14 protein-coding genes are annotated in these 17,537 nt (G+C 53.8%); all 14 read right to left on the bottom strand.

All coding sequences use genetic code 11. The features are described 5' to 3' along the window. Window positions 1–40 precede the first annotated feature (40 nt). Window positions 41–430, bottom strand: a complete 390-nt coding sequence (locus tag F384_RS00970) for a VOC family protein (protein ID WP_046497562.1) — start codon at window positions 428–430, stop codon at window positions 41–43. A 65-nt stretch (window positions 431–495) separates the two neighbouring features. After that, complete coding sequence (ldcC, locus tag F384_RS00965) at window positions 496–2,634, bottom strand: lysine decarboxylase LdcC (RefSeq protein ID WP_046475836.1); 2,139 nt, start codon at window positions 2,632–2,634, stop codon at window positions 496–498. Between the two features lie 98 nt (window positions 2,635–2,732). Next, complete coding sequence (gene accA, locus F384_RS00960; RefSeq protein ID WP_046475834.1) at window positions 2,733–3,692, bottom strand: acetyl-CoA carboxylase carboxyl transferase subunit alpha; 960 nt, start codon at window positions 3,690–3,692, stop codon at window positions 2,733–2,735. Window positions 3,693–3,704: 12 nt separating this feature from the next. Continuing rightward, window positions 3,705–7,187, bottom strand: a complete 3,483-nt coding sequence (gene dnaE / locus F384_RS00955) for a DNA polymerase III subunit alpha (protein WP_046475831.1) — start codon at window positions 7,185–7,187, stop codon at window positions 3,705–3,707. Window positions 7,188–7,211: 24 nt separating this feature from the next. After that, window positions 7,212–7,808, bottom strand: a complete 597-nt coding sequence (rnhB, locus tag F384_RS00950) for a ribonuclease HII (protein WP_046475829.1) — start codon at window positions 7,806–7,808, stop codon at window positions 7,212–7,214. Beyond that, window positions 7,805–8,953: a lipid-A-disaccharide synthase gene (lpxB, locus tag F384_RS00945; RefSeq protein ID WP_046475826.1), complete on the bottom strand. Its 1,149-nt coding sequence runs from the start codon at window positions 8,951–8,953 to the stop codon at window positions 7,805–7,807. The genes rnhB and lpxB overlap by 4 nt, the downstream gene beginning before the upstream one ends. Further along, a complete protein-coding gene (gene lpxA / locus F384_RS00940; protein ID WP_046475824.1) occupies window positions 8,953–9,741 on the bottom strand; it encodes an acyl-ACP--UDP-N-acetylglucosamine O-acyltransferase in 789 nt (262 codons plus the stop codon). The genes lpxB and lpxA overlap by 1 nt, the downstream gene beginning before the upstream one ends. Before the next feature lie 3 nt (window positions 9,742–9,744). After that, the gene (gene fabZ / locus F384_RS00935; protein WP_003018528.1) at window positions 9,745–10,200 is read right to left on the bottom strand and encodes a 3-hydroxyacyl-ACP dehydratase FabZ; all 456 of its coding nucleotides are present in this window, start codon (window positions 10,198–10,200) and stop codon (window positions 9,745–9,747) included. A gap of 103 nt (window positions 10,201–10,303) precedes the next feature. Further along, a complete protein-coding gene (gene lpxD, locus F384_RS00930) occupies window positions 10,304–11,329 on the bottom strand; it encodes a UDP-3-O-(3-hydroxymyristoyl)glucosamine N-acyltransferase (RefSeq protein ID WP_042323678.1) in 1,026 nt (341 codons plus the stop codon). Between the two features lie 3 nt (window positions 11,330–11,332). Beyond that, complete coding sequence (gene skp, locus F384_RS00925; RefSeq protein ID WP_046475816.1) at window positions 11,333–11,818, bottom strand: molecular chaperone Skp; 486 nt, start codon at window positions 11,816–11,818, stop codon at window positions 11,333–11,335. A 122-nt stretch (window positions 11,819–11,940) separates the two neighbouring features. After that, the gene (gene bamA, locus F384_RS00920) at window positions 11,941–14,370 is read right to left on the bottom strand and encodes an outer membrane protein assembly factor BamA (protein ID WP_046475813.1); all 2,430 of its coding nucleotides are present in this window, start codon (window positions 14,368–14,370) and stop codon (window positions 11,941–11,943) included. A gap of 31 nt (window positions 14,371–14,401) precedes the next feature. Beyond that, entirely contained in the window at window positions 14,402–15,754 is a 1,353-nt protein-coding gene (rseP, locus tag F384_RS00915) for a sigma E protease regulator RseP (RefSeq protein WP_046475810.1), read from the bottom strand. Window positions 15,755–15,765: 11 nt separating this feature from the next. Continuing rightward, complete coding sequence (gene cdsA, locus F384_RS00910) at window positions 15,766–16,623, bottom strand: phosphatidate cytidylyltransferase (protein WP_046475808.1); 858 nt, start codon at window positions 16,621–16,623, stop codon at window positions 15,766–15,768. Between the two features lie 12 nt (window positions 16,624–16,635). Continuing rightward, window positions 16,636–17,394, bottom strand: coding sequence for a (2E,6E)-farnesyl-diphosphate-specific ditrans,polycis-undecaprenyl-diphosphate synthase (ispU, locus tag F384_RS00905; RefSeq protein ID WP_046475806.1), 759 nt, complete (start codon window positions 17,392–17,394; stop codon window positions 16,636–16,638). Window positions 17,395–17,537 lie beyond the last annotated feature (143 nt).

Below are 17,537 nucleotides of genomic sequence, written 5' to 3'. Positions count from 1 at the left end.
TGCCCGGCACGTTACCGGGCAATCGTCGCAATAACAAGTCTTACTGCTCATACAGTTCGAGCGGCAGACCATCCGGGTCTTTAAAAAAGGTGAAACGCTTGTTGGTGAAGGGATCAATACGGATGGCTTCGCAATTGACATGATTCGCCTCCAGATGCGCAATCGCGTTATCCAGGTCATCTACGCTGAACGCCAGATGGCGCAAGCCGCAGGCTTCCGGGCGACCTGGACGCGCTGGAGGGAAAGGAAAGGAAAAAAGCTCAATCACATATTGCCCGTTTAGCGCCAGATCCCCCTTCCACGAGTCTCGTTCTTCGCGATAGGCTTCACTCATCAGCGTAAAGCCCAGAATATCGCAATAGAAGGACTTACTCGCGGCATAATCTGTCGCAATAATCGCAATATGGTGAACCTGTTTTAATCCCAGCATAGCGTCTTCATCTCCTTTATTCATCACCAGCACGTTACCCGCCAGAAGGCGCTGAAGGCAAGTCGTCATGCCGTTTTTAAGACTCGTACGTGGTATACCCCCTCTTCATCCTGCTTCGCCCCGTGAATATCCGTTTCAAAGCCCGGATAGTGGTGGCCGACAGAACAGAGCATCAACAGGAAATCGAGCACGGCGCGACTCTGCCCGGTGATCATTTCTCCCGGCATCAGCAGCGGCACGCCGGGGGGATACGGCAGGATCATATTCGCCGACACGCGCCCCACCAGTTGATCGAGAGTCACCGTTTCGACTTCGCCCTTGATCTGCCGCTGCCAGGCCTGATGCGGCGTCATGATCATTTCCGGCAACGTATCAAACGCTCGCAGCATCAGTCCGGAAAGATCGTGCTGGCGGATGAGCTTATGGATCCCTTGCGCCAGTTCCTGGATACGCATGTTGCGATAAAAATCAGGATCTTCCGCATACAGATCCGGCAGCATATTCTTCACGCGCAAATTGAGATCGTAGGAGCGTTTAAATTCAGTCAGGCCACGCAACAGCCCCATCGCCCGGGTTTTATCAATACCGATACTAAAGAGAAACAGCAGGTTATACGGGCCGGTTTTCTCCACCACCACGCCGCGCTCATCGAGGAATTTTGCCACCAGCGCAGCGGGGATCCCTTCGTCACTCATCTTCCCTTGCTCATCCATACCGGGAGTCAGGATCGTCACTTTTACCGGGTCGAGAAACATATGGTCGTCGTCGGCATCGGTAAATCCGTGCCAGTCTTCACCAGGCGCAACCGGCCAGCACTCCGCTTCATCAACCTCTTCCGGCTGCCAGATATCGAAGAACCAACCGTCAGACTCCTCACGCAACCGCTGCACCTCTTTGCGAAAATGCAGCGCGCGTTCCACCGAGCGGTTGATTAACCGCCTGCCGGAATTTCCCCGCAGCATCGCCGCCGCCGTTTCGATGGAGGCGACAATGGGATAGCTCGGCGAAGTGGACGTGTGCATCATAAAGGCTTCGTTGAAGGTCTCTTCGTCATATTCCCCTTTAATATGAATCAGCGACGCCTGCGATAACGCCGCCAGCATTTTGTGGGTGGATTGCGTTTCGAAAATCACCTTACCAGGCACCCGTTCACCGCTCATTCCGCTTTTCCCCTGATAAATGGGGTGAAAGTGGGTATACGGCACCCAGGCAGAATCGAAGTGGATAGAGGGGACATCCAGCGTCTGCTTGATCCAGTTGGTGTTATACAACAGACCGTCATAGGTTGAGTTGGTGATCACCGCGTGAACCGGCCACTGCGCCTGCGCCGTGGCGGCAACCTTGCTCGCAATACTCTCGCGCGTGAACTCGCGCTTAGGAATGCCGCCCAGAATGCCGAGCGCGTTACGCGTCGGTTTCAGCCAGATGGGGACCACGTCGCTCATCATCAACAAATGCGCCAGCGACTTATGGCAGTTGCGGTCAATCAGCAGCGTACTGCCGGTCGGCGCGGCATACATCCCCACAATTTTATTTGAGGTGGAGGTGCCGTTGGTCACCATGTAACTCTGCTCTGCGCCGAAAGTTCTGGCAATGTACTCTTCAGCCTCCAGATGCGGTCCGGTGTGGTCGAGTAACGAACCCAGCTCAGTGACCGATATCGACACATCCGCTTTCAGGGTATTGCCGCCGAAAAAGTCATAGAACAGGCAGCCAACCGGGCTTTTTTGATAGGCGGTTCCGGCCATGTGTCCTGGCGTGCAGAAGGTGTACTTCCCCTCTTTCACATAGGTGAACAGCGCCCTGGTGAAGGGCGGCGTGATATTGTCGAGGTACTCGTTGGTGTACTGGCGAATGCGCGTCGCAATATCTTCCGCCTGCCCCAGCGCATACTCAAAAAACCATAACGCCATACGCATGTCATGAACGCTGACGTCCATCGTTGAATGCGTGTTGATAAACGCGTACAGCGGTAAATATTCATTGAGCTGGTTAATCTCGCTGCACAGATCGAGACTGTACTCATCCCAGTCAAAAATTACCCCGCAGATGCGCGGGTTGTGTTCGATAAATTTCAGCAGGTCGACGCTGTTCTGCGGCCAGATAATCTGAAATCCCAGTGATTGCAGCGCACGCTCAAGCTCTTTGATGGGCTCATCTTTATAAAAAACCCCGTGCGGCCCCATGATGGCGATGATGTTCATGCGTTCCTCCTGGAAAAACCTACGCTAATCATAGCGGGTTCAAACCACAGGTAAAAAAAAGGGCCACAACTTGTGGCCCTTTTCGGAATGGTCAACGCTTACGCGTAACCGTAGCTCATCAGACGCTGATAGCGACGGTTTTTCAAATCTTCGGTGCTCAGCACATCGAGATCGGCAAGATCGGCCAGCAGTTGTGCTTTAAGCGAAGCCGCCATCACTTCCGGGTTGCGGTGCGCGCCGCCCAGCGGTTCCGGAATAATAGAGTCAATCAGCTTCAGCTCTTTGAGACGCGGCGCAACGATACCCATTGCTTCTGCGGCCAACGGCGCTTTGTCCGCGCTTTTCCACAGAATGGACGCACAGCCTTCCGGGGAGATAACGGAATAAGTGCTGTATTGCAGCATATTCACTTTGTCACCCACGCCGATAGCCAGCGCGCCACCGGAACCACCCTCACCGATCACGGTGCAGATAACCGGAACGCTCAGACGTGACATTTCGCGCAGGTTTCGGGCGATAGCTTCAGACTGACCGCGCTCTTCCGCACCCACGCCTGGGTAAGCACCCGGCGTATCGATAAAGGTAATGATCGGCATGTGGAAACGCTCGGCCATTTCCATCAAACGCAGCGCTTTACGATAGCCTTCCGGCGCCGGCATACCGAAGTTACGACGGATTTTTTCTTTGGTCTCACGGCCTTTCTGATGACCAATGATCATCACAGGGCGACCGTCCAGACGCGCGATGCCGCCGACGATCGCTTTATCGTCGGCATAGGCGCGATCGCCCGCCAGTTCGTCAAATTCATCAAACGCCAGGCGAACATAATCCAGGGTGTAAGGACGCTGCGGATGGCGTGCCAGTTGGGCAACCTGCCATGCGCCAAGATCGGCGAAGATTTTGCGCGTCAGCTCTACGCTCTTTTCACGCAGACGATGCACTTCTTCATCGATGTTAATATCCAGTTTCTCGTCCTGACGGCTCACCGCAGTCAGAGAATCGATTTTTGCTTCCAGCTCTGCAATCGGCTGTTCAAAATCAAGGAAATTCAGACTCATAGTATTCCTGTATTAGTCAAACTCCAGTTCCACCTGCTCCGAACCAATGAGGCCACGGAGATCGTTTAGCAAACGATCGCTCGGAGAGACACGCCACGTCGCGCCAAAACGCAACCGCGCACGTGCATCCGCCCTCTGATAGTAGAGATGTACTGGAATTGTCCCAGAGCGGTGGGGTTCCAGAGACTGACGGAGTCGGTTTAAAAGCTGGTCATCAATTTGCCTGTCCGTCAGCGAGATAGCAAGCCCGCGAGCATATTTTTCCCGGGCTTCGTCAATATCCATCACTTCGCGGGCGGTCATTTTAAGCCCCCCGCTGAAGTCATCAAAGCTGACCTGTCCGCTGACGATAAGTATGCGGTCTTTTTCCAGCAATTGCTGGTATTTATCCAGAGCGTCGGTAAATAACATTACCTCCAGACGTCCGGAACGGTCATCCAGCGTACAGATGCCGATACGATTGCCGCGCTTGGTGACCATAACCCTTGCGGCAATGACGAGCCCCGCAGCCGTGGTCACTTTACCACGTTCTGTCGGATGCATGTCTTTCAGCCGGTAGCCTCCGACATAGCGCTCAATTTCTTTCAAATACTGATTGATAGGGTGACCCGTCAGATACAGCCCCAACGTTTCGCGTTCCCCATCTAACACCACCTGCTCCGGCCACGGCTGGCAGCTGGCGTAGGACTGCTCAATCTGCTCTGGCTCTTCCGCCAGCACGCCGAACATATCCGCCTGACCAATCGCTTCCGCTTTCGCGTGCTGGTCGGCGGCTTTCAGCGCATCGCCCAGCGAGTTCATCAGTGCGGCACGATGTGGCCCCAGCCTGTCGAACGCCCCGGACATGATCAGTTTTTCCAGCACCCGCCGGTTGAGCTTTTTAGTATCGGTGCGCGCGCAAAGATCGAACAATTCGCGGAAGTAGCCGCCGTTGTTACGCGCCTCGATGATCGCCTCGATCGGACCTTCACCCACGCCTTTGATCGCACCGATGCCGTAAACAATCTCGCCGTCGTCGTTGACGTGGAAGTGGTACAGCCCGGAGTTGATATCCGGCGGCAGGATCTTCAGCCCCATGCGCCAGCATTCGTCCACCAGCCCCACCACTTTCTCGGTGTTGTCCATATCCGCGGTCATCACCGCCGCCATAAACTCGGCAGGATAGTGCGCTTTCAGCCACAGCGTCTGGTAAGAGACCAGCGCGTAGGCGGCTGAGTGCGATTTGTTAAATCCGTACCCGGCGAATTTCTCCACCAGGTCAAAGATTTTCATCGCCAGTTCGCCATCAACGCCGTTCTTTCTCGCCCCTTCTTCGAAGGTGCCGCGCTGCTTGGCCATCTCTTCCGGCTTTTTCTTACCCATCGCACGGCGCAGCATGTCCGCGCCGCCAAGGGTATAGCCAGAGAGCACCTGGGCAATCTGCATGACCTGTTCCTGATACAGGATGATGCCGTAGGTCGGCTCCAGCACGGGTTTCAGGCTTTCGTGTTGCCACTGCACATCCGGATAGGAAATCTCTTCGCGCCCGTGCTTACGGTCGATGAAGTTATCCACCATCCCGGACTGCAACGGCCCCGGACGGAACAGCGCCACCAGGGCTATCATATCTTCGAAGCAGTCAGGCTGCAGACGCTTAATCAGGTCTTTCATGCCGCGGGATTCAAGCTGGAAGACCGCCGTGGTTTCCGAGCGTTGCAGCATGTCGAAGCTTTTCTTGTCATCCAGCGGGATAGCGGCAATATCCAGCGGCGGCTCGCCGTGCTTCTCGCGGCGGGCGTTGATCATCTCCAGCGCCCAGTTGATGATGGTGAGCGTACGCAGGCCGAGGAAGTCGAACTTCACGAGGCCGGCATATTCCACGTCGTTTTTATCAAACTGGGTAACCGGATGCAGCCCCTGTTCATCACAGTACAGCGGCGCGAAATCGGTGATTTTCGTCGGGGCGATAACCACCCCACCGGCGTGTTTACCGGCGTTACGGGTCACGCCTTCCAGCTTACGCGCCATGTCGATCAGCGCTTTGACCTCTTCATCTGCCTCGTAAATCTCAGGCAGTTGCGGTTCGGCTTCGAAGGCTTTTGCCAGCGTCATCCCAGGATCAGGTGGTACCAGCTTCGAAATCCTGTCGACAAAGCCGTACGGGTGGCCCAGTACACGGCCCACGTCGCGGATAACCGCTTTCGCCGCCATCGTACCGAAGGTAATAATCTGCGATACCGCATCACGACCGTACATGTCAGCAACGTGTTCGATCACCTGGTCGCGTTTCTCCATACAGAAGTCAACGTCGAAGTCAGGCATGGAGACACGTTCCGGGTTAAGGAAACGTTCGAACAGCAGGTCAAATTCCAGCGGATCGAGGTCGGTGATTTTCAGCGCATAGGCCACCAGCGATCCCGCACCGGAACCACGCCCCGGGCCTACCGGCACGCCGTTATCTTTCGACCACTGGATAAATTCCATCACGATGAGGAAGTAGCCCGGGAACCCCATCTGGTTGATCACCTGTAGCTCAATGTCCAGGCGTTCATCGTACGGCGGACGTTTCTCTTTCCGCTCAGCTTCATCCGGGAACAAGAATTCCAGACGCTCTTCCAGCCCCTCTTTCGATTTCTGTACCAGGAAATCTTCCGTGGTCATATCACCGGTCGGGAACTGCGGCAGGAAGTACTCACCCAGACGCACCGTTACGTTGCAGCGTTTGGCAATTTCGACGGTGTTTTCCAGTGCTTCCGGAATGTCGGAGAAAAGTTCGCACATCTCCTCTTCCGAGCGCATATACTGCTGCGGCGAGTAGTTGCGCGGACGCTTGGGATCGTCGAGCGTAAAACCATCGTGAATGGCGACGCGGATTTCATGCGCGTCGAAGTCTTCGCTGTTGATAAAGCGCACGTCGTTGGTGGCCACCACCGGCAAACCGCGTGCTTCCGCCAGTTCAACGGCTGCATGCAGATAATTCTCTTCATCGGGTCTGCCGGTCCGGATCAGCTCAAGGAAGTAACAGTCCGGAAAGTGCTCTTCGTAGAAAGCGACACACTCTTCCACCAGCGCGCTGTTGCCGCGCAGCAGACTGCGCCCGACGTCGCCCATGCGACCGCCGGAGAGCAGGATCAACCCTTCTTTCAGCTCGATCAGCCAGTCGCGGTCAATGATCGGTCCCGCCGCACCATAGCCGCGCTGATACGCTTTGGAGATAAGCAGGGTGAGATTTTGATAACCGGTGTTATTCGCGGCGAGTACCGTCAGATGCGTGAGTTCATCACCCATCTGCTCACTCTGAACATGGAAATCAGCGCCAACAATGGGTTTAATCCCTGCGCCATGGCCCGCTCCGTAGAACTTCACCAGACCACAGAGATTCGTAAAATCGGTGATCGCCAGTGCAGGCATGCCCAACGCGGCCGCCTTTTTCACCAGCGGCCCGGTTTTCGCCAGCCCATCGATCATGGAGTAGTCGCTGTGCACCCGCAGGTGGACGAAACGAGGTTCAGACATCTTCAGATTCCTTCAACACAAGAATCAGGACGCGAGTCCCAGTGCGCGTTTAACGGGAGCAAAACTACGTCGGTGATGCTCCGTTGCGCCATGTTCAGCCAGTTTTTCCAGATGGAAAGCGGTTGGATACCCTTTGTGTTGGGCAAAACCATACTGCGGGAAAACGCTATCCAGCTCGGTCATTTCGGCGTCACGCGTGACTTTTGCAAGAATAGACGCGGCGCTGATTTCCGCCACCCGGCTGTCGCCTTTCACCACCGCCAGGGACGGCACAGGCAATGCCGGGCAGCGATTACCGTCGATCAGCACGTATTCCGGCGCAATATGTAACCCCGCCACCGCTCGCTGCATCGCCAGCATAGTGGCATGGAGAATATTCAGTTCATCGATCTCGTGCGGTTCTGCACGACCGAGACTCCAGCTCAACGCTTTTTCTTTGATTTCGTCATACAGCGCCAGACGGCGCTTTTCAGACAATTTTTTGGAATCGTTCAGACCCACAATCGGACGAGCCGGGTCGAGGATCACGGCAGCAGTGACGACTGCGCCGACCAATGGACCCCGTCCGACTTCATCCACACCCGCCACTAAATGCGTGTGCGGATAAACAAATTCGATCATTGTACTAGCTCCAGGACCGCATCCGCCGCCTGCTCATCGGCGTTGCAGCGGATCTGCTGATGCAGTTCGCGGAAAGTATCATGCATCGCATGGCTGGTTTTACCATTGGCCAACAAGGGGAGAAGCGCCTCAGCCAGCTTTTGCGGCTCGCACTCTTCCTGCAACAGCTCTTTCACCAGTTCCCTTCCCGCCAGCAGGTTTGGCAGCGAGACATAATCGGTCTTCACCAGCCGCTTCGCCAGCCAGAACGTAAAGGGCTTCATGCGATATCCCACCACCATCGGGCATTTCGCCAGCATGCACTCGAGCGCGGCGGTACCGGATGCCAGCAGCGCGGCATCGCTGGCGATCATCGCTTCTCGCCCCATCCCGTCCAGCAGGTGGACGGAAAGCTCCGGTGCAACGTCTGCTTTGATCTGCTCGAACTGTTCACGCCGTTTGGCGTTCACCAATGGCACCACCACCTCAAGATCGGGATAGTTCTTACGCAACAATTGGGCAGTTTTCAGGAAGTCGGCGCTGAGCATTTCCACTTCTGCACCGCGACTGCCGGGTAATAACGCCAGGCAGTGTGCGTCGCGTGGGATCCCCAGCACCTCTCGCGCCGCGTTTTTATCCGGATCCAGCGGCATAGCATCCGCCATCGTGTGACCGATAAAACGGCACGGCACGTTGTACTTATCGTAAAACGCTTTTTCGAAAGGCAGAAAAGCCAGAACCATGTTAGTGGATCTGCCTATTTTGAAAACGCGTTTCTGTCGCCACGCCCAGACGGACGGACTGACGTAATGAATCGTTTTGATGCCCTGTTTTTTCAGATTCCCTTCGAGGGTAATATTAAAATCGGGAGCATCAATACCGACGAAGACATCGGGCTGCAACTCGGTGAATCGACGGGTCAGATCGGCGCGGATATGCAGCAGACGACGCAGGCGTCCAAGCACTTCCACAATGCCCATCACCGCCAGTTCTTCCATTTCATACCAGGCTTCACAGCCTTCGGCCTGCATGCGCGGGCCGGCGACGCCGACAAAACGCGCGTCAGGTACGCGCGCTTTCAACGCCCGGATTAAGCCGGCACCAAGAATATCGCCGGAGGTTTCTCCGGCGACCAGGGCAATCGTTAAGGAGCGCTGCTCTGCCATTAACGAATCAGTCCGCGCGTTGAGCGGGCAAAGAAATCACTGAACGCCTGTACATCCGGGTACTGCTTCGCCAGTTCGGCGATTTCCGGTTTCACTTCATCCAGCGTTTTGCCGCTGCGGTACAACGCTTTGTAAGCATTGCGAATGGCGGTGATCGCCTCGCGGGTAAAGCCGCGACGCTTCAACCCTTCGATGTTGACGCCAAACGGCGTCGCGTGGTTGCCCTGAGCAATAACGTACGGCGGAACGTCCTGAGCAACGCCAGAACAGCCACCGACCATCACGTGTGCACCAATAATGCAGAACTGATGCACTGCGGTCATGCCACCGATGATAACGTAGTCATCCAGCGAGACGTGACCGGCAAGCGTGGCGTTATTCGCCAGAATACAGCGATCCCCTATTGTGCAATCGTGTGCCACGTGGGCATTGATCATCAGTAAGTTATCGCTGCCCACCTTCGTCAATCCACCGCCCTGCACTGTGCCACGATGAATGGTAACGCTTTCGCGAATGCGGTTACGATCGCCTATTTCCACTCGGGTCGGTTCGCCAGCATATTTCAGATCCTGGTTCACTTCGCCGATGGAGGCGAACTGATATATCTCGTTATCGCGGCCAATTTTAGTATGACCATTCACGACAACGTGAGACTTCAGTACGGTACCCTCACCAATTTCAACATGGGGTCCAACAAGGCAAAAAGGACCAATGTGAACGTTAGCGCCGAGTGACGCCCCCTCTTCCACAATGGCGGTTGGATGAATAAAGGCGGATTTATCAATCACGTATCAGGCCTCCCGGCTACGAGCGCACATCATCGTTGCTTCGCAAACTACTTTACCGTCAACCAGCGCAACCCCTTTAAAGCGGGTCAGGCCACGGCGCGTTTTCTCGAAAGTGACTTCCATGATCATCTGATCGCCTGGCACAACGGGACGCTTAAAGCGTGCTTCATCGATACCCGCGAAATAGTAGAGTTCTCCTGGCTCCAGTTTCCCTACGCTTTTAAACGCAAGAATACCCGTAGCCTGTGCCATGGCTTCCAGAATCAGCACGCCAGGGAAAATCGGTTTACCCGGGAAATGCCCCTGGAAAAATGGCTCGTTAACGGAGACATTTTTCACTGCGCGCAGAAAACGACCTTCTTCAAAGTCCAGCACGCGGTCAACCAGTAAAAACGGAAAACGGTGCGGCAGAAGTTCTAAAATCTCTTCAATATGCAGAGTATGAGTGTTAGTAGTCAAAATACTCTTCCTGTCCAAATATGCTAAAAGCCAATAATAACACGGCCTGCCGCAATCGTATGAATGCCGACAGGCCGTAAAGTATGTGTGACCGGGTGAGAGTTTAGTCTTGTTGATTAACCTTGCGCTCAATGGCTTTGAGGCGCTTGCTCATATCATCAATATTCATCACCAGTGCGGCTGTCTTACGCCATACTTTGTTAGGTTGCAGCGGAATGCCTGAGGAATAGACGCCAGGTTCAGTGATGGGGCGCATCACCATCCCCATGCCCGTCACGGTAACCTTGTCGCATATTTCCATATGCCCATTGATTACGCTGGCACCGCCGATCATGCAGTAACGGCCAATCTTCAGGCTGCCCGCCATGATGACGCCCCCGGCAACCGCCGTATTGTCGCCAATCACAACGTTATGTGCAATCTGACACTGGTTATCAATGATAACCCCATTGCCGATCACCGTATCATCCAGAGCACCACGGTCAATGGTAGTACAGGCACCGATCTCCACGCGATCGCCAATAATGACGCGACCCAACTGCGGGATCTTCACCCAATTGCCACGATCGTTGGCATAGCCAAAACCGTCAGCACCAATGACCGTACTGGACTGGATCAGGCAATTCTCACCGATCTGAATGTCGTGGTAAACCGATACATTCGCCCACAGGCGCGAACCGGCCCCAATTTTCGTATTTTTCCCAACGAAACAGCCCGCGCCAATAACCACGTTATCGCCAAGCTCTACGCCAGATTCAATCACCGCATTCGCGCCAATTGAAACATTGCTACCCAGCGTTGCCGTCGCATCAACCACTGCACTCGGTGCAATGTTCTGTGCCGGCTGCGGCGTGGTATCTAAAATTTGTGCCATTCGCGCGTACGTCAGGTAGGGATTCTTCACTACCAGCGCCGCACTCTTAGCAAAAGGAAGATCGTCCTGCGTCATGACAACGGCAGACGCCTGGCATAAGGCCAGGTGCTCACGGTATTTCGGATTCACCATGAACGTGATGTGACCCGTTTGCGCAGATTGCATGGACGCAACGCCGGTGATGACGAGATCGCCATCACCGTGTAATTCTGCATCCAACTGCTCTGCTAAATCAGCCAGTCGAATTGAAGGCATTACTTATTTAACCTGTTTCAGCACGTCAGCAGTGATGTCTTTTACATCGCTGCTGTTGTAAGCAACGGTGTTCGCGTCAACAACCAGATCGATGCTCTGGCTGCTGGCAACAGATTTCACAGCAGTCTGGATACGAGTAACCAGTTTGCCACGTTCTTCGTTGGAACGACGCGCACGATCCTGCTCAAAAGCCTGCGCTTTCTGAGAGAAGGTCTGGCGCTGAGCCATCACGTCTTTTTCCAGCTTAGTACGATCGCTACCTGCTTTCATGGACTGCAGACGCTGCATTTTAGATTGCAGATCGGATTCCATACGCTGCAGTTCGCTCGCGCGGCCTTTAAACTCATTTTCCAATGTGCTGGAAACACCGGTCTTCTGCGCAACCTGCTGGAACAGGCTACCCATGTTGACGATTGCAATTTTGTCAGCCGCCTGTGCGGACGTAACCATTGCTAAACCAAGACCTGCCGCTAATAACCACTTTTTCACAATAAACTCCTTACCATCCCATTTGCACCCGAAGGTACAGTTCTTTGCGTGGCCAGGCGATCCCATGCAAGATCGCCTAAAGTCATCGCTACACTACACTTACATTCCTTTGTGAAGAACAGTTACCAGGTTTTACCAATGTTAAACTGGAACTGCTCTTTTTTGTCTCCATCGTAATCCTTAAACGGCTGGGCATAGGAGAAGACCAACGGCCCCAATGGGGACATCCATTGTAATGCGATACCTGCAGACATACGGATATTGCTCGGATCACTGTAGTCTGGATAACCGGAATATGCACTTGAATCCCAGTTAGTATCCCAGACGGTACCCATATCCCAGAAGAACGAGGTACGAACCGAGTTCGCGTATTTATCACTGATGAACGGTGTTGGGGTAATGAATTCCAGGCTGGCGACAGCCATGGCGTTACCGCCCACTGCATCATCCGATTTACACGGCGCTGACTGGGTGCTCTCACATTCGTTATTGTAGTCGTTATCGCCATCATGACGACTGCTGGACGGGAAATAGACCGCTTTCGGACCAATGGTGTTGGACTGGAAACCACGCACGGTACTGGAGCCACCGGCATAGAAGTTCTCATAGAACGGCATCTCTTTGCCGCCGAATCCATCACCGTAACCCCAACGAGTACGACCGAGAACCACCCACTTGTGATCGTCATCGATCGGTACGTAGGTCGCGGTATCCAGCGTCGCTTTGTAGAACTCGTTATCAGAGCCAGGGATCGTCACCTTACCGTTCAGGTTGACGCGCGTCCCTTCCGTCGGGAAGAAACCACGGTCAAGCTTGTTATACGTCCAACCGTAGTTGAAGGTGAAGTCGTTGGCGCTGTATGAGTTGCGGTCATTCGAGTTTTCCGGGTATTCACCCACGGAGTTCAAATAACGCCACATCGCGACCTGCGGCTGCATGTTGGACAGGGAGTTATGCACATACCCTAAACCAGCACGCAAGGTGTTGTATTCGTTGATCGGGAAGCCCAGCGTGACGTCTGTACCATAACTTTTGTTGGTATAGTCAGACAGATCCGCATCGTTCGCATCAAAGTCGTTATAGAAGATACGGCCACCCAAGCTCACACCATCAACGGTGAAGTACGGGTTGGTGACAGAGAGTTCGCTGTAGGTCTGGTAATCGTTCTTGGTACCGTTAATCCCCACCGCGTAGCCAGTACCCAACCAGTTATCCTGCTGAACACCCGCCTGGAAACTTACGCCGCTTTCCGTACCGTAACCGACACCGAAGTTGAAGCTACCGGTGTTACGTTCTTTCACCTTATAGACCACATCCACCTGGTCCGGACTGCCCGGAACACGCTGCGTATCGGTGTCGACCGTTTCAAAGTAACCCAGACGGTTCAGACGCTCTTTACCCTGATCAACCATATCGCTGCCCAGCCATGCCCCTTCCATCTGGCGCATTTCGCGACGCAGGACGGCATCTTTGGACGTATCGTTGCCTTCAAAACGGATCTTGCGCACATAGAAACGGTTACCCGCATCGACGTTTACACGCAGCTTAACCGTTTTGTCAGCGTCGTTGATTTCAGGCTGTGACTGAACGCGCGGATAGGCGTAACCAAAGCGACCCAGAAGCTTCTTAATATCATCTTCCATTTTGGTCACTTTGGTGCCGTTATAGAGTTCACCCGGCTCAATTTTCGTCAGGCTTTCTATCTCCGCTGAGTGCCCCGCCAGGTTACCCGTTACCTGAACGCCAGAAAGCTTATACTGCTCGCCTTCCGTGATGTTCACGGTAATGTAGATCCCTTTCTTATCCGGGGTCAGGCTGACCTGCGTTGAGTCGATGTTGAAACGTGCGTAACCGCGATCCAGATAGTAGCTGCGCAGGGTTTCAAGGTCACCCGCCAGTTTCTGCTTCTGGTATTTGCGATCGCCAACAACGTTCCACCACGGAACTTCATCACGCAACTGGAAGTGAGAGATCAGTTCATCCGTGCTGAAGGCATGGTTACCGACGATATTGATCTGTTGGATCGTCGCCGATACCCCTTCCTGGAACACCAGTTTAAGGTCAACACGGTTGCGCGGCAGCGGTGTGACAACGGCTTTCACACTGGCACTGTATTTACCGACGCTGTAGTAGAAGTCTTCCAGACCTTTCTCGATATCGGCAATGGTGGTGCGATCCAAAGATTCGCCAACACGCACGCCAGAAGCCTCGAGGTTTTGCTTCAGCATGTCATCTTTCACCGATTTGTTACCGGAAAAGGTGATGCTGGCAATAGTCGGACGTTCTTTTACCTGAACCAGAAGCGTATCGCCATCGCGAAGGACACGAACATCCTCAAAATTGCCAGTGGCAAACAGTGCGCGAATGGTATTACTGATATCTTCATCATTAACCGTGTCGCCTGTGCGCACCGGCATACTGAGGAGGGCCGCACCAACGGCGACACGCTGCAGGCCTTCGAAATGAATGTCCTTCACTACGAACCCTTCAGCACCGTATACGGTCGCGCTGCTAAACAGCAGCGACGCTATGAGCAACTTTTTCATCGCCATCGTTGTTATGCGTTCTTCCTAACTAACTCTCTTACAACCGAGAGAAATCATTGAAAAGTGCAAGCCCCATTAACAGCACCAGCAATATCGAGCCAATGCGATAACTAAAGTCTTGAACCCGCTCGGATACCGGTCCGCCCTTAAGCTTTTCAATCGCCAGGAACAGCAGATGCCCCCCGTCAAGAACGGGCAACGGAAACAGGTTGATTATCCCTAAGTTCACGCTAATCAGCGCAAGGAACATTAGATAATAAATCACCCCGAACTCCGCTGACATCCCAGCCCCCTGAGCGATAGAAATCGGCCCACTGAGGTTGTTCAGTTTCACATCACCGGTTATCAATTTTCCCAGCATACTGACCGTCAGCTTCATCAACTGCCACGTTTTATCCGTGGCCTGTGCAATGGCGCTGAACGGCCCATACTGGCGTACTGTCTTGTACTCATCTGGCAGAGGAATGATTTTCGGCACAACGCCGGCAAAACCTTCTGCCTTTCCATTACCCGATTTCGAATCCGGAATTAATGTTAAAGACAAGGCACTGCCCTGTCTTTCAATTTCCAGCGCTAACGGCTGACCTGGATTATCGCGCACCAGAGTCACGAACGTCATCCATTGCGTTAGTGGTTGACCATCGACTTTAACGATCCTGTCGCCGGCTTGCAAACCCGCCTTACTTGCGGCGGACTGTGCCTGGACTTCTGACAGCACCGGTTCAATCTGTGGTCCACGCGGTCGAATCCCTAAAGAAGATACAGGATCTTCCTTATCAGGCTCAAATGCCCACTGCCGCAAATCCAGCGTTTTTTCCTGTCGCTGGTTGCTGCCGAAAGGCGCCACGCTGATTGTCGTCTGTTCATCGCCAATTTTTGCGACCAACTGTAAACGCACTGCATCCCAATCAGGGGTTTCGATACCATCAACGGCTTTAAGTTCCGTGCCAGGAATAATTTGCGCCTGGGCGGCAATCGAGTTGGGTGTTATTTCACCAACAACCGGACGAACGCCAGGGACGCCGATGATAAACACCAGCCAGTAGGCGAAGATGGCAAAGAGGAAATTAGCGACCGGACCGGCTGCAATGATTGCTGCGCGCTGGCCGACGGTTTTATTGTTGAAAGCGTGGTGACGCAGCTCCGGGATCACCGGTTCCGCGCGCTCATCCAGCATTTTGACATAACCGCCCAGAGGGATCAGGGCGATGACATATTCGGTCCCAGACCGATCGGTACGGCGCCAGAGCGCTTTACCAAATCCAATGGAAAAGCGCTCGACACGGACACCGCAGCGCCGGGCAACCCAGAAATGACCAAATTCATGCACGGTGATCAGCACACCCAGTGCGACAATGAATGCAGCCAGATTCCAGAGAATACTCAGCATAAAACCTTCCGTTAAAGCGTTTTGAATACCAGTAACAACAGGCAGGCAAAGACCGGTACTGCCGCCGTCAGGCTATCAATACGGTCCAGAATACCACCGTGTCCTGGAATCAAATGACCGCTGTCTTTTATTCCCGCTTCACGCTTAAACATGCTCTCGGTCAGATCGCCCAGCACAGAGGCCAGCGCGGCAACAATAGAGCAGATTAATAAGGTGACAGGCGCAACATCCAGATTCGCCCACATGCCGTAACCCCAGGAGATAACAGCTGCCGTGGCAAGGCCACCAAAAAAGCCCTGCCAGGTTTTCCCCGGCGACACTTTTGGTGCCAGTTTATGTTTGCCAAACAGTTTGCCAAACATATACGCCCCGGAGTCCGCTCCCCAGACCAGGATCATGACATAGAGCAGCCATATTGCGCCACTGTAATGATTCTCGTCGTAATGCCAGGCACGCAGCGCAAGCATCCCCCAGAAGAAGGGAACGATCGTGAGCACGCCAAAAATTATGCGTAGTGTCTTCGAATTACGCCAGACCGTCGCCGACTCTGGGTAAAAAAACACCAACACTAACGCAACGATCCACCAGCCTAACGATGCCCACAGCGAGGCCTCGACCCACGGCTGACGAACATTATGATGATATTCCGGCAGCAGAAACAGCATCAGTGCGAGCAGTAGCCCACACAGCACCGCCAGCCAGACGCGTTGTGTGCGCGTGGCAAAACCGCTTAACTGTCCCCATTCCCACGCGGCCAGCATACAAACAACCAGCGTCACAATGGCGAACCCCACCGGCGGCAGCAGAAACAGCGCCGCGATGACCACGGGTATTAAAACGAAAGCAGAAATCAGGCGATACTTCAGCAAAAGCGACCCCCATCAGGCTTTGTCATCACCGGGCTCGGTGCCGCCGAAACGACGCTCTCGATTAGCAAAGGCATGCAGCGCACCTTCAAAGTCTTGTTCATCGAAATCGGGCCAGAGAACATCAGTAAAGTAAAGTTCGGCATAGGCAATTTGCCAAAGCAAAAAGTTACTTATTCGATGCTCTCCCCCAGTCCTAATTACTAAATCCACCGGAGCCAGCTCATGCATACAGATTTGTTGGTTGAGCATGTCTTCATCAATCTGTTCAGGACGCAGTGAACCTTCCTGCACCTGTTCTGCCAGTTGTCTGACTCCCTGGACAATATCCCAGCGTCCGCCGTAATTCGCCGCAATATTCAGCGTCAGCCCGGTATTCTGGGCGGTAAGCGCTTCAGACTTGCGAATCCGTTCTTGCAAACGCGCGTTAAATCGACTGGTGTCGCCAATAATGCGCAGGCGGACGTTATGGCGATGCAGGCTTTTAACTTCACTATCCAGCGCCCACACAAATAACTCCATTAACGCACTCACTTCCTGCGCCGGTCGGTTCCAGTTTTCACTACTAAAGGCATACAGCGTTAACGCATCAATACCATTGTTGGCAGCAAAAGAGACGGCCCGGCGGACGGATTTCGCTCCGGCCTTATGCCCAAATGCGCGAATCTTCCCTTGCTTTTTCGCCCAGCGACCATTGCCATCCATAATGATCGCGACATGACGACAGCCATGCGCAGGCAAATTTTCGCTTACTGGTTGAGTTGCAGACAACATAACGCGTTTATAGTCCCTGAAAGGATTTAGCGGTACTCAGGAATACTGAAGCCTTTACACAAAAAAGCCGTGTCAAACCACGGCTTACCTGACCCAAAAAAGCCAAATACCTGCGATCAGGTGGCGCAGACTATATCACTGAA

Origin of the sequence: Citrobacter amalonaticus Y19 (assembly GCF_000981805.1) — a bacterium.
Taxonomy (GTDB): Bacteria; Pseudomonadota; Gammaproteobacteria; order Enterobacterales; family Enterobacteriaceae; genus Citrobacter_A; species Citrobacter_A amalonaticus_C.
Note: the sequence above shows the minus strand (reverse complement) of the source record. Positions and strands in the feature narration are given on the sequence as shown.

What these genes read in the sequence shown, in the direction of transcription:
- ispU (WP_046475806.1), bottom strand. Translation starts at nt 17,394, where the DNA reads ATGTTGTCTGCAACTCAACCAGTAAGCGAAAATTTGCCTGCGCATGGC.
- dnaE (WP_046475831.1), bottom strand. Translation starts at nt 7,187, where the DNA reads ATGTCTGAACCTCGTTTCGTCCACCTGCGGGTGCACAGCGACTACTCC.
- rseP (WP_046475810.1), bottom strand. Translation starts at nt 15,754, where the DNA reads ATGCTGAGTATTCTCTGGAATCTGGCTGCATTCATTGTCGCACTGGGT.
- lpxD (WP_042323678.1), bottom strand. Translation starts at nt 11,329, where the DNA reads ATGCCTTCAATTCGACTGGCTGATTTAGCAGAGCAGTTGGATGCAGAA.
- ldcC (WP_046475836.1), bottom strand. Translation starts at nt 2,634, where the DNA reads ATGAACATCATCGCCATCATGGGGCCGCACGGGGTTTTTTATAAAGAT.
- F384_RS00970 (WP_046497562.1), bottom strand. Translation starts at nt 430, where the DNA reads ATGCTGGGATTAAAACAGGTTCACCATATTGCGATTATTGCGACAGAT.
- accA (WP_046475834.1), bottom strand. Translation starts at nt 3,692, where the DNA reads ATGAGTCTGAATTTCCTTGATTTTGAACAGCCGATTGCAGAGCTGGAA.
- bamA (WP_046475813.1), bottom strand. Translation starts at nt 14,370, where the DNA reads ATGGCGATGAAAAAGTTGCTCATAGCGTCGCTGCTGTTTAGCAGCGCG.
- lpxB (WP_046475826.1), bottom strand. Translation starts at nt 8,953, where the DNA reads ATGGCAGAGCAGCGCTCCTTAACGATTGCCCTGGTCGCCGGAGAAACC.
- rnhB (WP_046475829.1), bottom strand. Translation starts at nt 7,808, where the DNA reads ATGATCGAATTTGTTTATCCGCACACGCATTTAGTGGCGGGTGTGGAT.